The 14,331-nt window shown below is 75.0% G+C and carries 11 protein-coding genes; 4 read left to right on the plus strand and 7 right to left on the minus strand.

Going from position 1 to position 14,331, the window contains the following annotated elements; all coding sequences use genetic code 11:
* Positions 1–187 precede the first annotated feature (187 nt).
* A complete protein-coding gene (locus tag ACI79O_RS04925; RefSeq protein ID WP_456887327.1) occupies positions 188–1,582 on the plus strand; it encodes a phenylacetate--CoA ligase family protein in 1,395 nt (464 codons plus the stop codon).
* 204 nt (positions 1,583–1,786) lie between these two features.
* The gene (locus tag ACI79O_RS04930) at positions 1,787–2,557 is read left to right on the plus strand and encodes a hypothetical protein (RefSeq protein WP_456887328.1); all 771 of its coding nucleotides are present in this window, start codon (positions 1,787–1,789) and stop codon (positions 2,555–2,557) included.
* Positions 2,558–3,025: 468 nt separating this feature from the next.
* Here ACI79O_RS04930 and ACI79O_RS04935 read toward each other — a convergent pair whose 3' ends face one another.
* The 4 genes from ACI79O_RS04935 to ACI79O_RS04950 form a co-directional block, all read right to left on the minus strand.
* The gene (locus ACI79O_RS04935) at positions 3,026–3,784 is read right to left on the minus strand and encodes a polysaccharide deacetylase family protein (protein WP_456887329.1); all 759 of its coding nucleotides are present in this window, start codon (positions 3,782–3,784) and stop codon (positions 3,026–3,028) included.
* The gene (locus ACI79O_RS04940; protein ID WP_456877846.1) at positions 3,781–4,407 is read right to left on the minus strand and encodes an arsenate reductase/protein-tyrosine-phosphatase family protein; all 627 of its coding nucleotides are present in this window, start codon (positions 4,405–4,407) and stop codon (positions 3,781–3,783) included. The genes ACI79O_RS04935 and ACI79O_RS04940 overlap by 4 nt, the downstream gene beginning before the upstream one ends.
* Positions 4,404–5,861: a polysaccharide biosynthesis tyrosine autokinase gene (locus ACI79O_RS04945; protein WP_456887330.1), complete on the minus strand. Its 1,458-nt coding sequence runs from the start codon at positions 5,859–5,861 to the stop codon at positions 4,404–4,406. Before ACI79O_RS04945 ends, ACI79O_RS04940 begins: the two co-directional genes overlap by 4 nt.
* A gap of 64 nt (positions 5,862–5,925) precedes the next feature.
* Positions 5,926–7,215: a hypothetical protein gene (locus ACI79O_RS04950; protein ID WP_456913496.1), complete on the minus strand. Its 1,290-nt coding sequence runs from the start codon at positions 7,213–7,215 to the stop codon at positions 5,926–5,928.
* A 297-nt stretch (positions 7,216–7,512) separates the two neighbouring features.
* Here ACI79O_RS04950 and ACI79O_RS04955 point away from each other — a divergent pair, with 297 nt between their 5' ends.
* Together ACI79O_RS04955 and ACI79O_RS04960 are read left to right on the plus strand one after the other, a co-directional pair.
* Complete coding sequence (locus tag ACI79O_RS04955; RefSeq protein WP_456913497.1) at positions 7,513–8,523, plus strand: glycosyltransferase family 2 protein; 1,011 nt, start codon at positions 7,513–7,515, stop codon at positions 8,521–8,523.
* The gene (locus ACI79O_RS04960; RefSeq protein WP_456887333.1) at positions 8,507–10,042 is read left to right on the plus strand and encodes a lipopolysaccharide biosynthesis protein; all 1,536 of its coding nucleotides are present in this window, start codon (positions 8,507–8,509) and stop codon (positions 10,040–10,042) included. Before ACI79O_RS04955 ends, ACI79O_RS04960 begins: the two co-directional genes overlap by 17 nt.
* Before the next feature lie 282 nt (positions 10,043–10,324).
* On the opposite strand, the gene ACI79O_RS04965 is transcribed toward ACI79O_RS04960, so the two are convergent.
* The 3 genes from ACI79O_RS04965 to ACI79O_RS04975 are packed head-to-tail and all read right to left on the minus strand — an operon-like array spanning position 10,325 to position 14,228.
* Positions 10,325–11,068 carry a polysaccharide deacetylase family protein gene (locus ACI79O_RS04965; RefSeq protein ID WP_456887334.1) on the minus strand — a complete coding sequence of 248 codons (744 nt, stop codon included), beginning with the start codon at positions 11,066–11,068 and terminating at the stop codon, positions 10,325–10,327.
* Entirely contained in the window at positions 11,065–12,072 is a 1,008-nt protein-coding gene (locus tag ACI79O_RS04970; RefSeq protein WP_456887335.1) for a glycosyltransferase family 2 protein, read from the minus strand. Before ACI79O_RS04970 ends, ACI79O_RS04965 begins: the two co-directional genes overlap by 4 nt.
* Positions 12,069–14,228 (minus strand): glycosyltransferase, encoded by a 2,160-nt coding sequence (locus tag ACI79O_RS04975; protein ID WP_456913498.1) that lies wholly within the window; start codon positions 14,226–14,228, stop codon positions 12,069–12,071. Before ACI79O_RS04975 ends, ACI79O_RS04970 begins: the two co-directional genes overlap by 4 nt.
* Positions 14,229–14,331: the final 103 nt, after the last annotated feature.

A 14,331-nucleotide genomic window follows, 5' to 3' on the forward strand; every position in this document is an offset into this window, starting at 1 on the left:
GCCGGATCGCCGTGCACACCGCTGTAGGCACCACCCGGACGGGCCCGCACCGACCTCCACGGCGCCTCACCCTTTCGGGCCGAGTGCTGTTTCGGCCAGCGGGACGTGACAGGAGACTCTGGGCGCGCTCCTCCGGGGCGTCTCCGTTCCTCAGTGAGAGGTCGCCGTGCACACTGACCGAGGCCGCGTGCTCCAGGATCGACGCACCGCACTCGCTGCCCGGGCGTTCCGGGCGAAGGCCGCCACGGTCCGCCGCCGCAACGACTCGTTCTTCCGTGAGCTGATGGGTCAGCAGACCATGGCACCCGAGGCCCTGCGCGACCTCCAGTGGCGCGGCGCCACCCGGATGCTGCAGTGGGCCACCGAGGGCACCGCCTTCTACCCCGACTTCTACGCCCGGCACGCGGTCGAGGTCCCGGCCGTGCGGAGCTGGGACGACTGGGAGGCCCTGCCGATCATCGACCGGTCCGTCGTCAAGGAGCACGCGTCCGGCTTCCTCTCCTCGGAAGCCCGTCCCGGGACCGTGCGGGAGGCCCTGACCGGGGGGAGCACCGGGCAGCCGCTGCAGACCAAGCAGGACGCCCGGGTGCCGTCCCTCGCGCTGGCCTGGCGGATGTACTCCTGGTGGGGGATCCAGCCCTGGGACGACCTCGCCCGGGTGGGACGCTGGGGGTTCGGCCGGATGGAGACCCTCAAGAACGACCTGCAGTGGTGGCCCACCCGGCAGAGTTACCTGGACGCCGCGCTCCTGAGTCCTGCTTCGATGCGGCGCTTCCACCGCCGGATCCGCGCGTCCCGTCCGGCTCTCCTCGAGGGTTACGTCGGGTCGATGCTCGAGTTCGCCGACTTCCTCGAGGAGTCGGGCCTCGACACTCCCTCCCTCAGGGCGGTCGCAACGACCGCGGCGCCGCTCACCACCTCGGCTCGTCACCGGCTGGAGTCCTTCTTCGGCGTACCCGTCTACGACGAGTACCGCGGCTCGGAGTTCGGTTGGCTGGCAGGCGAGTGCCGGGAGCGCAACGGTCTGCACCTGTTCGCCGACGTCCGCCTCGTCGAGGTGGTCGACGAGCGCGGCCGGCCGGTGCCCGCGGGCGAGGTCGGCGACCTCGTCGTCACGGACCTGACGAACCGGGTGTTCCCCCTCATCCGGTACCGGATCGGCGATCGCGGCGCGCTGCTCGGCGAGTCGTGTCCCTGTGGCGTCACCCTGCCGCTGATGAGCCAACCCGAGGGCCGCTCCACCGACATCCTCCGGCTGCCGAGCGGCCGGGCCATCGGACACCGGCTCATGGCGATGTTCAGCAGGCACCCCGACAGCGTGCGGCTGTTCCAGATCCACCAGCGTGCCGACTACTCGATCGTCGTGCGCGTCGTCCTCGGCGCCGGCCACGACAGCACGTCCCACGTCGAGGCGGCGGTGGAGACGCTCCGCCAGCGCATCGGCAACGAGGTCCCGGTCACCACCGAGTACGTCGACCGACTGCCGTTCACCGGTGGGAAGGTCAAGTACGTCATCTCGGACCTCGTTCCGACGCCTCCCGGGACGACGGAGGACCCGGTCGCACCGGCCACGGCCCGGTGAGCCGACGTCCACGGGACCGTCCCCCGGAGGAGAGCAGGCGCACCCTCGGTGCCGACAGCGGCTCGGGGCCGCTGCCTGCCGGCGCGTCTCCTCCCTTGGGGGGACGCCACCCGGCGGAGCGTTGCCGCCACCCGTCCGCGGACGTTCGACTGTTCGGAGGACCACCCCGCTGACGGGGTGGCGCGACGTGAGACGGGGACGGTCATGGACACCAGCAGCGCAACGGGCCTCCTCCGGCACATCGTCGCTCGGCTGTCGGTGGCGGCCCTGGTGGCACTGGTGGCCGTCGACCTCGCGCTGGTCGTGGCCTCGGTCGGCCACCTGCTGACCGCGAACGGTCCCGCCGACCGCGGCGGTCCGTGGGTGCTCGAGACCGACCGCGGCTTCGCCGAGCAGTGGGGGTACATGCAGCAGGCGACCATCGCGTTCCTCCTGGTCGTGCTGGCGCTGTACAGCCGACGGTGGGTGTTCCTGCCCTGGGCCGCCGTCTTCGCCGCCGCGCTCGCCGACGACAGCCTGCGCCTGCACGAGAACAGGGGCGCCTGGCTCGCCGACCGGCTCGGCGAGCGTCTCTGGTTCCCGGACGGCCTGCTGGGCCTGCGCGCCAACGACCTGGGCGAGATCCTCGTGTGGGGGCTGCTGGCCGTGGTGCCCGTCGTCGCCGCCGCGCTGCTGCACCGCCGCAGCGACGCCGCGACCCGGCGCGCCAGCCTCGGCGTGGCCGCGCTGCTCGCCGGCTACGTGCTGTTCGGTGGTCTGGTCGACCAGCTCCACGTGCTCGTCATGCACACCGCCATCGGTGACGCCGTCGGCACCGTCGAGGACGGCGGCGAGCTCGTCGTGCTGAGCCTGACCGTGGCCTACGCCCTCGGTCTGCTCGCGGCGGCCCGACGGCGCCCTGGGACCCCGGACGAGGACGACACTCCGGCCGTCCCCTCACTCGCCACCGGCACCGGGGCGCCGACGGCCTCCTGACCGTTCCCGCCCCCGGCGCAGCCGCGGGGTGCGCGTCCCGGCCGGCGAGTCGCCCTCAGCGCTCGGCGGCCGGGGGGAGACCCTGACGGGCCTGCCACCGGCCCGGGCGAGCGCGGCCGGGACGAGCAGTGGCGATCGCGACCCGGAGGCCGGGTCCGACGGGCCCGTCGGGGGATCCGGCGGTCGTCAGGGCCGAAGAGGCGGGTCGCCGACCGGGTCCACGGGAACGCACCGGCGCCCCAGGGCCGAGCCGCGCGCCGTCCGCCGTACGACCGGTGACCGGTCCGTCGCCCGGAGCTGCTCGGCGTCCGCTCACCGGGGGCCGCGCTCGGGGTGCGATCGCCACCCGGGGCACGGCCGCCCGCTCGCGTACGTCCACGGTGCGCCCGGCCGGCAACCCGGCCACGCGGGCGCTTCGGGACCGTGCTCGACGGCCGCAGCCGCCTGCGCAGGGCGGACCACCGCGCCTCAACGGCCGGTGCGCACCCGGATCCGGTGACGGGCCAGCTTGGCGACCAGGCGGACGGGGCCGTCCTCCGGGGCCACGTAGCACCGCGGGACGGTGAACCGATCGCCGGGCCGGTAGTCGCCGGTGACGCAGGCGTGGTCGTAGCCGGCGGCGCGGACCGTCTCGGCCGCGGCCTCGTCGAAGTCCCCCCACGGATAGCAGAAGCCGGAGACCGCGGACTGCAGGACGTCCTCGAGGACCCGGCGGCTCCCGGTGACCTCCCGGGCCACCACGACCGGGTCGGCGGCCGACAGCCGGACGTGGGTCAGGGTGTGGCTGCCGATCTCGTGCCCTGCCCTCGCGACCGCTCGGACACCGTCCGCGTCGAGCAGGTCCAACCGCGGGCCGGCGTCCCACTCGTTCGCTCCGCCGAGCCGGCCGGCGACGACGTAGAGCGTGCCGGTCATGCCGTGGCGGCCCAGTACCGGGACGGCCTGGTCGAGGAAGTCGGTGTAGCCGTCGTCGAAGGTCAGCCCCACCAGGCCGTCCGCCCGGCCGGCGTCGGCGGCCGCCATGAGCTCCCCCAGTGACACCCCGCGCAGGCCCAGCCGGCGGAGCAGTCGCAGGTGCGCGTCCAGGCGGTCCGGGTGGACCCGCAGCCGGTGCGGATCGGGTCCCGTCGACGCGCTGACCGAGTGGTACATGAGCACCGGCGGCAGGAGCAGTCGCGGGCCGCGCGGGCGGGCGTCGGCGCCGGCGGCCGCCGAGGGGCTGCTCACGGCTGGGGACCATCCGTCCCGGCTGTCCCGGCTCGGCTGAGTGCGGGCTCGCGGAGCTCGCGGAGGAGTCGCTCGACGGCGCCGTCGATCCTGTCGAGGACCCGTGAGAAGACGTCCTCGGAACGGCCGTACGGGTCCTCGATGTCGTCCTCTGCCGTCGTCCCGGTCCGCTGCGCCCGAGCCACCGGGGCAGCGCGCAGTGCCGCGGCGATCCGCTCCGCCGGCCCTCCGGGCAGGCGGGCGACCCCGACCAGGGCGGCGACGTCGGCGAACTCCACGAGGGTGAAGGTGCGACGCACCGCGCTCGGTACGGACGTGACCACGGCCCGGCGCTGAGCGGCGGTCATGGTGAGGACGAGGTCGGCGTCACGGACGGCGCCCGGCTGCACCTGGCGTGCCGTCGAGACACCCGGATCCACGCCCTGGGCGCGCAGCAGCCGGGCCATGGGCTCGGCGACGGGCTCTCCCACGGGAGCCGAGAGGCCCGCGCTGGTCACCTCGACCCCGGCCGCGGGCCCGAGGCCGGCACGCAGGAGCAGCTCCGCAGCAGGCGACCGGCAGATGTTGCCGGTGCAGACCACGAGGACGCGGAGCGGCTCCTCCGGCTGTCCGGTCCCGCTCACGACCCGACGGACGGGCGGCCGGCCGGTGCACGGTGGGCCACGTCGGCCGGCCGCCGGTCTCCCTCGGCCGTGACGCGCTCGGGCACGACCTCGCCCTGGCGGTAGGAGTAGGCCTCCTCGTCGCGGCGGACGTGGTTGAGCACGACGCCCAGGACCCGGGCCGAGACGCGCTCGAGGTTGCCCAGTGCGTGGCTCAGCTGCGTCCGACGGACCCGGCTGGCGTTGGCCACCACGACGGTGCCGTCGACGAGGCCGGCCAGGACGGTCGCGTCCGCCACCGGCAGCAGCGGCGACGTGTCGACCACGACGTAGTCGTAGGCCTGCCGCACGCGGTCGACCAGCCAGCGCATCGCCGGTGACCCGAGGAGCTCGGTCGGGTTGGGCGGGATCGCGCCGGACGGCAGCACGTGCAGCCCGCACGTGCCCCACTCCTGGACGACGTCCTCGAGGTCGGCGTCGCGGGCGAGGACGGTGGTCAGCCCGACGCCACCCTCGATCCGCAGCGCCTCGGCGACGGTGGGCCGGCGCAGGTCGGCGTCGACGAGCAGCACCCGGGCGCCGGTCTGCGCGAGGGCGACGGCGAGGTTGACCGAGATCGTCGACTTGCCCTCCGCGGAGAGCGCCGAGGTGACCGCGACGACGTGCGCACCCGGGCGGGCACTCCCGGCCGGGTCCTCGGCGACCCGGAGGAACTGGAGGTTCGTCCGCAACTGGCGGATGCTCTCCGCCGCGGGGCTGTGCGGGGCCGTCGCCACCTGGACCCGGCCCGGCTGCCGGCCCGACCAGACACCGACCGTGCCGAGCACGGGCAGCGTGGTCAGCTCGGCGAGGACGTCGGCATCGCGGACCCGGGTGTCGACGGCGTCGCGCGCCAGGGCGAGCAGGATGCCCAGGGTCAGACCCAGGACGGCGCCGGCGGCGATGTTGAGCACCGTGTCCGGCGAGGCCGCGGATGCCGGGGCGGTGGCCGGGCGCACGACCTCCACCCGCACGGTCGAGCTGCCGTCGTCGGGGTCCCTGGGCGCCAGTTCCTCCACCGCGTCGGCAGTCCGGTCGGCGACGGCGTTCGCCAGGTCCGCCGCCCGTGCCGGGTCGGGGTCCACGACGGTCAGGGCGATGACCACGGTGTTGTCGGACGCCTCGACGCTCACCCGGTCCTCGAGGCGCTCGGCCCCGCCGGAGACGTCGAACTCCGCCGCGACCCGCTCCAGCACGCGGGGCGTCAGGGCGAGGCTGGCGAAGGACGCCATCTGCTCACGGGTGAACCGCGCGCCGTTGGCCAGGTCGTCGACCCCCTGGGCCGTCGTCACCGAGACGTAGAGCTCGGCCGTCGACTCGTAGGTGCGCGGGAGGAGCGTGCTCAACAGGACCGCGCCGGTGAGGCACACCAACAACACGGACGAGATCCACCGGATCCGGCGCCGCAGAACGGTCAGGAAATGGTTCAGTGCCACAGGATTCCCTCCGGGGCGGGCGACAGCACCCGAGAACTCGTCGATCGAACGGTGAACGTAACTGTCAGAATGGCGAGGATTCCACGGCCCTCCCCATTCCGGGTGACGCGGCGGGCGACTCGTCGGCCGGGTGCCGGGCCGCGGCCTGGCTGAAGACGGCGAGTCCGGCGACGAACCAGAGCAGCGTCGAGTACTGGGTGATGAGGGCAACGGTGACCAGCGCGGGGATCTGGGCGACCACGGCGATCGTGGGCGCGGTCGCCCGCCTCGACACCAGGCACCAGAGGCCCCCGACGAGGAGGGCGACGACGACGACCATCGGCACCCAGCCGTAGTCGAGGCCGACCAGCAGCACGGCGTTGTCGATCGAGTCGAAGCCGGCGAAGGTGCGCTCCCCCGTCGGCGAGACGTACAGGCTCTCGGCCAGGCCGAAGGCGCGCAGCGTGGGGAGCAGGTCGAGCAGGTCGATGCGGTAACCGGCGCTGGCCGAGGCCTCGTCGCCCGCGGCCTCGAAGGTGCCGGCGATGAGGGACGACAGTCCCACAGCCGCCACGGCCAGCCCTCCGATGACGCTCCAGCGCATGCGTGCCGACAGCTCCGAGCGCACGAACAGGACCGACAGCGCGACCCCGCCGATGGCGGTGAGGAGGCCGATGCGGCTGAAGGTGACCGCGGCCGCGGCCACCAGGACCACCACCATGGCCAGCCGCACACCGGACCGGAAGCGCGAGGCCAGAGCCAGGGGCACGGCCAGCGCCAGGCTGGCGCCCAGGGCGATGGAGTGCCCGAACGCGGCCTCGGCGCGAGCCTGCCCGCCCCGTTCCTGGATGGGCGACCAGTCGTCGTGGAGGCTGCCCGAGCCGGGAACGGTCGCGAAGGGATTCCACCCGGTGAGGAACTCGACGATCGCGAACCCGGCGACCACGGTGAGGGCCACGGCGATCGCGCCGTAGACCCAGCCCAGCGGCACCCGGTGACCGATGACGCGGCCGGCCAGGAAGGCCCCGGCCCACTGCACCGCGACGAGGAAGACGTCGGACACGGTGGATCGACCGGCGACCGCGCCGACCAGAGCGGCGGCGAGGAAGAGCACCAGGAGCCCGTCGGCGCGGGTCACCCGGCCCTCGGCGGTGTTCCGTCCGAACAGGACGCCCGGTAGCACGCAGGCCACGAGGCCGATGGTGGCGGCCACGTGGGACTCGAGTTCGACGACGAGGGTCAGCCCGACCCAGACCGGGACACCGCAGACCACGACCAGCCAGCCCACCAGGGCCGCCCGCGGTGCCCGGTGCAGGAGGACCAGGCCCAGGGCGCCGGCGGACAGCGCGGCGCCCGCCAGCAGGAGCGCCGTCATCTCGACCCCCTGGACGACAGCGAGCAGTGCACGACCCGATCCCCCCGACTCCGCCCGCCGACCGCGGGTCACGACTACTCCCTCCGCAACACGCGGAGCGCCCTCACACCGTTCCACGGAAATGCGCCCCGACCATTCGGCACCTCTCACGGGATCACCCGAAAGGAGTGCACTCCTCCGTTCTCGGTCAGAAATGGACGTACCTTCTCCACGGACGGGTGAGTGCGATCCGCCGGGAACGGGCTCCGGTGTCGAGAACCGTTCGTCACGGGATCCCAGTGAGGCGAGGAGTCGGGTGTGTCCGGACCAGAGGGAGCGGCGGACGTCGTCGTCGCCGTGCTCACCTACCGCCGCACCGACCGGCTGCCCGCCCTGCTCGGCGCACTCGAGCAGCAGGCGGGCTCGGTCGAGCCGCGAGCCGCCGTCCTCGTCGTCGACAACGACCCCGAGGGCAGCGCGGCCGACGTGGTCGGCGCCCGGGGTGGACGCGGCATCCGCTACGTCCACGAGCCGAGGCCCGGGATCTCCGCCGCCCGGAACCGGGCCCTTGCCGAGGCCGGTGACGCCGACGTGCTCGTCTTCATCGACGACGACGAGCTGCCCTCCCCCGGGTGGCTCGCGCACCTCGTGGCCGGGTGGTCGAGGTGGCGGTGCGCCGCCGTGGCCGGCCCGGTGCCTGCCCACCTCACGGGTCCGGCGGACGCCTGGGTCTCGGGCTCCGGCGCCTTCGATCGACGTCGCCTGCCCACCGGCACGTCCGTGGGGGGCGCGGGAGCCGGCAACCTGCTGCTCGACCTGCACCAGGTGCGCGCCCTCGGACTGGGCTTCGACGAGCGCTTCGGGCTCACCGGCGGGGAGGACACCCTCTTCACCCACGCGCTCGTGCGCCGGGGTGGGGAGATCCGGTGGTGTGACGAGGCCGAGGCGGTCGAGTTCGTGCCACCCGACCGGCTGACCCGCGGCTGGGTACTGCGGCGCAGCTTCCGGGCCGCCGGCTCCTGGAGCCGGGCGGAGGTGCACCTGGCCGGCACGGCGGTCGCCCGGTGGCGCACGCGGCTCGTCGTCGTGGCCAAGGCAGCCGTGCGGATCACGGGGTCGCTGCTGGCGGCCGGCGGGGGGATCGCCCGCCGCGACGTCGCGGCGCGGGCCCGCGCCGTCACGAAGCTGGCGAGCTACGCCGGCCTCGTCACGGGCGCCTTCGGATACGTGCCCGGTGAGTACGCACGGCCGCCGGCCGGTCCTGCCGCCGGCGCCGCAGGACGCACGGGACCGGCGGTTCCGGAGGTGCAGCATGCCGTCCGCCGCTGAACCGCCGCCCCACGGCACCACCACCGACACCCTCCCCTCCGCGGCCTCGCAGCCGGCCGGCAGCGGGCCCGGCCTGGGTCGCGTGGCCGCCCGGGGCGCCGGGGTCACCCTGGCCGGGCAGGGCGCGCGGATCCTGCTGCAGTTCGCCTCCGTCGTCGTCCTGGCCCGGCTGCTCAGCCCCCACGACTACGGCCTCATGGCCGTCGGCCTGGTGGTCGTCGGCATGGGCGAGGTGGTCCGCGACCTCGGGTTGTCCACCGCCGCGATCCGGGCACCGGAGCTCACCCCGCGTCAGCGGGACGGGCTGTTCTGGGTCAACGCCGGGGCGGGTCTGGTGCTGGCGGCCGTCGTGACCGCCGGGGCGGGTGTCGTCGCCGACGTCTTCTCGCAGGCCGAGCTGCTACCGGTGACGCAGGCGCTGGCGCTGACCTTCGTGCTCAACGGCCTCGCGGCCCAGTACCGCGCCGGCCTCACCCGCGACCTGCGCTTCGGAGCGGTCGCGGGCGCCGACCTGCTCGCCCAGCTGGCGGCGCTGGCCGTCGCGGTGGTCGCGGCGGCCGCGGGTGCGGGCTACTGGGCGCTGGTCGCTCAGCAGCTCACCGTGGGCACGGTCGCCCTCGTCGCCGTCGTGGCGCTGGCCCGCTGGGTGCCGGGACGGCCGCGCCGAGGGTCCGGGCTGCGGCCGTTCCTCCGCTTCGGCGGCGGTCTCACCGGGACGCACATCGCCTACTACCTCGGCAACAACCTGGACACCATGGCCCTCGGCCTGTGGTCCGGGCCGGCGGCGCTGGGCATCTACAGCCGTGGCTTCCAGCTCCTGATGACGCCGTTGGCCCAGCTCCGGACGCCGGCCACCACGGTCGCCGTCCCGGTGCTGTCCCGGTTGCAGGCGGATCCGGTGCGCTTCGGCGAGTACCTGCGCCGCGGCCAGCTGGCCCTGGGCATCCCGATCGTCACCGCGCTGGCCCTGGTCGCCGGCGCGGCCGTTCCGATCGTCGACATCGTGCTCGGCGCACGCTGGCACCCCGTGGCGCCCGTGTTGGCGCTGCTCGCTGTGGCAGGCAGCGCCCAGACCCTGTCCTTCGTCGGGTTCTGGGTGTACCTGTCCCGGGGACTGTCGGACGCGCTCCTGCGCTACACGGCCGTCACCCTCGTCCTCAAGGCGGCGTGCATCGCCGTCGGCGCCCTCTTCGGCGTGACCGGTGTGGCGGCCGGATACGCCGCGGCGGCCCTCGTCGAGTGGCCGCTGTCGCTGTGGTGGCTCTCCCGGCTCGCCGTGATCCCGGTGCGCGCCCTCCTGCTCGGCGCGCTGCGGATCACCGGTGGCGCGGCCGTCGCGGGCGCTGCGTGCCTCCTGGCCACCCGACTGGCGACCGGCTGGCCGGCGCCTGGAGAGCTGACCGCGGGCCTCGGGGCGGGTCTGGCCGCGTACGCCCTCACCCTGCTCGTCCCCGCCGTCCGCGCCGACCTGGCCGGGGTGCTGGCCTGGGGTCGTCAGATGCTCGGCCGGAGCCGCTGAGCCGGCAGCGCGCGGCGGCGCCGGACCGGCTCAGCGGCGCCTCCCCGTGACTCTCCCCCGGTCGCGACGCGGTGCCGGCTGGGCGCTGGTGGGAGGGCCGTCACCGGTCCGTGTCCCGCATGCGGGTGACCGGCCGCTCGGGGCCGGCCAGCACGGTGGCGTCGCTCGACGTCCGACCGGCGCGGTCGTGCGACCTGCGGCCGACGCCGGCGCGGGCCGGCGGTGCAGCTGGGATCGCCGGGGGGCGAGGGGCTGAGGAGGCCGGGCAGTCGCCCGGCCTCCTCAGGCGTGGAACCAGGTCTCGCGGACCAGTGAGCCGGCGTCGAGCGCCGCCTGCAGGGACCGGGCACCGAGCCCACGCTCGGCGTAGCCCTCGAGCACGGCCCGCACGAGTTCTCCCCGGTCCACCTGGGGCGGCGGACCGTCGCAGGCGGCGTCCTCCGGCCCGGCGAAGCCGTCGTGGGCCAGGACGATCGACCCACGCGTCACGCCGGCCATGGCCTTGGCCAGCCGCTCCTCGGGCGAGACGTCCCTCCAGTCCCACGTCGTCGGCCCCCAGAGCACGGGCAGCAGGCCGGCGTCGAGGGCGGCGCGCCAGTTGCGCATGGTCTGCCGGCCGTAGGGAGGCCGGAACCAGCGGACCGGAGCGCCGAGGACGTCCTCCAGCTCGGCCTTGCCGTCGCGGACCCGTCGGGCGACCTCGTCGGGGTGCAGCGTGGGCAGGGCGCGGTGGTCCACCCCGTGCAGCGCCACCTCGTGCCCGGCGGCCACCACCTCCTCCAGCAGCGCGGGGTACCTGCGCACGCGAGTGAGCAGCACGAAGAAGGTCGCGCTCGCGCTCGCGTCCGCCAGGGCGGTCAGCACCCGGTCGGTCCCGCCCGGCTCCGGTCCGTCGTCGAAGGTCAGGACGACGTGCGGCGCGGCGGTCCGCACCTCGACCGCCGAGCCGAGCAGGGTGCCGGCACCGCGGCGGGCGGTGCGCCGGGTGGTGCGGACGACGGTCCGCAGCAGCGCGGGGGCGCTCACCGGGCGCTCCTCAGCGCCGGCCGCCAGCGGCGTCCCGACCGGGCGTACTCCTCGTACACCATCCCGCACGCGCCGCCGATCATCCCGACGCCGCGGAACACGTACCTCAGGCCCCGCGCCTGGTGGCGGCGGGAACGGGTCGCCAGTCCCCAGCACCAGCGTGCAGCGCCCCCGCCGACACACAGCACACCCCGGGCCGCCCCGCGGGCCCGCCGCGCCAGCCGAGCGCGGGACCCGGAGGTCAGCCGCAGGTCGATCAGCACGGTCGAGTTGCCGTGGCTGCACGCGCGGGTCAGGACCCAGGCGCGGGTCATCCGTGCGGCCGGCACGTGGTCGACGGCGGCGGACTCGTCACACCAGACCATCCGGCCGCCGGCCCGGGCCAGCTGCCGGCTGAAGAGGTTGTCCTCCCCACCGCCCAGACCGAGGGCGGACTCGAACCGGATGCCGGACCCGCGCACCTGCTCCAGGTCGAGGAGCAGGTTGCCGCTCGCCGCGACGTCGATCGCGGTCCCTGTCGGCATCCTGCGGCGGGCGAAGAAGTCCCCGGCGCGGATCCACGCGTCGAGCTCTCCGGCGAACTCCGTCCGGACGACCCCGGCGACCGCGGCCGCGCCGGTGGCCGCCCAGGTCTCGAGCAGGTACGCCAGCCAGCCGTCGGCCGGCCGCTCGTCGTCGTCGATGAAGGCCAGCACCCGGGCCTCGGCCGCCTCGTCCAGAGCGCGGTTGCGGACCGCCGCGATGCCGGGTGTGGGCTCGGCCGCGTAACGGACCCCCACCATCCCGCTCACGACGGCGACGGCACTCCGGTCGGGGTCGTTGTCCACGACCAGCACGTCGGCGAGGTACCGGCTGTCGGGTGCGGAGGACACCTCGGAGGCCTGCGCGAGCAGCAGCGGCAACAGCGCGCGCAGTTCGTCCGGGCGGCGGAAAGTGGGCACCGCGACCGTGACCCGCACGGTGTCCGTCGGCGTGGCGGGGACCGCCGGGGTCGTCGCCGTCATCGCGAGATCACCGCTGCTCGCTCCTCGGTGGTCGGGGTCGGGGCCGGGGTGTGCGCGACCTGCCGTCCGAGGTGGTCGCGGGCCGGCGACGGCGTCAGCTGCACGCGCGACCCGAGCAGGAGACGTGCGAGGCGCCGCCGGTACCAGGTCGGCGCGTGTCGGTCCCGCACCGTCCCCGCATCCCGGACGGCGGCAGCACGGAACCGCGGCCAGTCGCTGACGACGCGCTCGACCGCGTCGGCCCACAGGTCCGGACGAGCCGCCTCGGCGACCTGGGCACCGGCACAGCCGTCCACCGCCTCGCGGAGCCCCGGCAGGTCGCTGACCACCGTGGGCCGCGCGGCGAGCAACGACTCGACCGCCACGTTCCCGAACGACTCGTCGAGCACGGAGGGGACGAGGACGACGTCGGCCGCCGCCAGGGCTGGTCCCACGTCGGGGCGGAACCCGTCGAAGGCGACCCGCCCGGTGAGGTCGGCGGCCGACGAGCGCAGCCGCCTCTCGAACCACTCGTAGCCGGGGTACACCGAACCGAGCAGCGTCAGCCGCGCGTCGACCCCGCGGGCGAGCAGCTCCCGCAGGGTCGCGACGGCGACGTCGGGACCCTTCCGCGGGGACAGCCGGCCCACGTACAGCAGGTGGACCGGGGCGTCGAGCCGGGCTCTCGGTGGGGCGGCCGGGTCGGATCCCTGCACCGGGTTCGCCACCACCGTCACACGGTCGGTGAGCGCGGGCACGAGACGGAGCAGGACGTCGCGGGTGAACCGGCTGTTGGCCACGACCGTGTGCGCGCACCGGAGCGGGAGGAGCAGGACCCGGCGGAGGACCACGGGACCCGGCCACTCCGCTTCGTGGACGTGGCAGGCCACCGACCGGCGGGCCAGCCGGGCCAGCAGCAGCCAGGACGGCAGGATCGTCGTGTTGACGACCACCCCGTCGCCACCGTGACGGCGGAGCAGGACCAGCGCCGGGACCAGGCCCGCGACAGCGTCACGGAGGAGGCACAGCAGACCTGCCGGGCGGAGCACCGACTTGCGCAGCACCGGCATCCGGTGGATGACGACGCGCGCCCCGCGCCGTTCGAGTTCGGCGACCAACGGTCCACTCCCGGACAGCGCCACGACGACGTCGGCTGCGGGCAGCAGTGCGGTGACCGACTCCAGGAACACCCGGTCGGAGCCGTACAGCTCCGCGCCGGGGTGGACCATGACGACCGACGGCCGTCGCCTCAGGGGACGGGGACCGGTGAGCAACGCGCCCAGGGCCAGGGCGACACCGGCGAGGGAGCCCGCGACCGCGGCCCACAGGAGACCCGGGGAGCGCAGCAGTTGCCGCCTCCCGCCGCGGAGTAGGATCTCCCAGCTCACGCGGGGTGTGGCGAACACCCAGCGCAGCAGCCGGGCCCGGCCGAGGTGCCGGGCGGCGAAGGCCAGCCGGTTGCGACAGTTGTACCGGTAGTACAGGGCGGACTTCGCGCCCTCCGGGCGCCCGTCGGCGTGGGTGCCGCCCTCGTCGTGGACGGCGACCAGGTCCTCGCGGAGGACGACGGTGCCGCCGGCCGCGACGGCCCGGTACCCCAGGTCGACGTCCTCCCAGTACAGGAAGTAGCCCTCGTCGAATCCGCCGATCCGGGTGAGCAGGTCGTCGTGGACCACCAAGCAGGCCCCGCAGAGCCAGTCGCCGGGGTCGGTGGTGCTCCGATCGGCGTCGACCGGCCGGCTGCGGACCCGGCCGTCACGGAGGTCGGTCCGGGCGACCCGGAAGACGACGCGCCCCTGGGAGTCGACCAGCAGCGGGCTGATCAGTGCCATGGGCTCGCGCAGGCTGTGGGCGCGGAGCTCGGCGACGACGCCGGGATCGATGACGGCGTCGGGGTTCAGGAACAGGAAGGTCCGGCAGCCCAGCTCCCGGCCGGCGGCCACACCGGCGTTGCAGGCGGCGCCGAAGCCCCGGTTGTCCGGCATGCCGACGACGTGCCAGCCCCGGGCGGCGCCGAGTTCCTCGACGGCCCGCCGGTTGGCCGGTGTGGAGAAGTTGTCGACGACGACGACGCGCACGTCCGGCCCCGACGAGTCCGCGGTGGCGAGGTTCCGGCGGAGCAGGTCGGCCGAGCCGAACGAGACCACGACGACGGCGAGTGGCGCCGTGTCAGCCATGAGGGTTCCCTTCCGCTGTCGTGTTCCTGCGGCCGCGGGACCGGCACCGACTGCAGATGACGGCCGATGGTGCGGGCTGCCGGGCGGACCCGTCATCACCCGC

The organism is Geodermatophilus sp. SYSU D00696 (assembly GCF_054050235.1).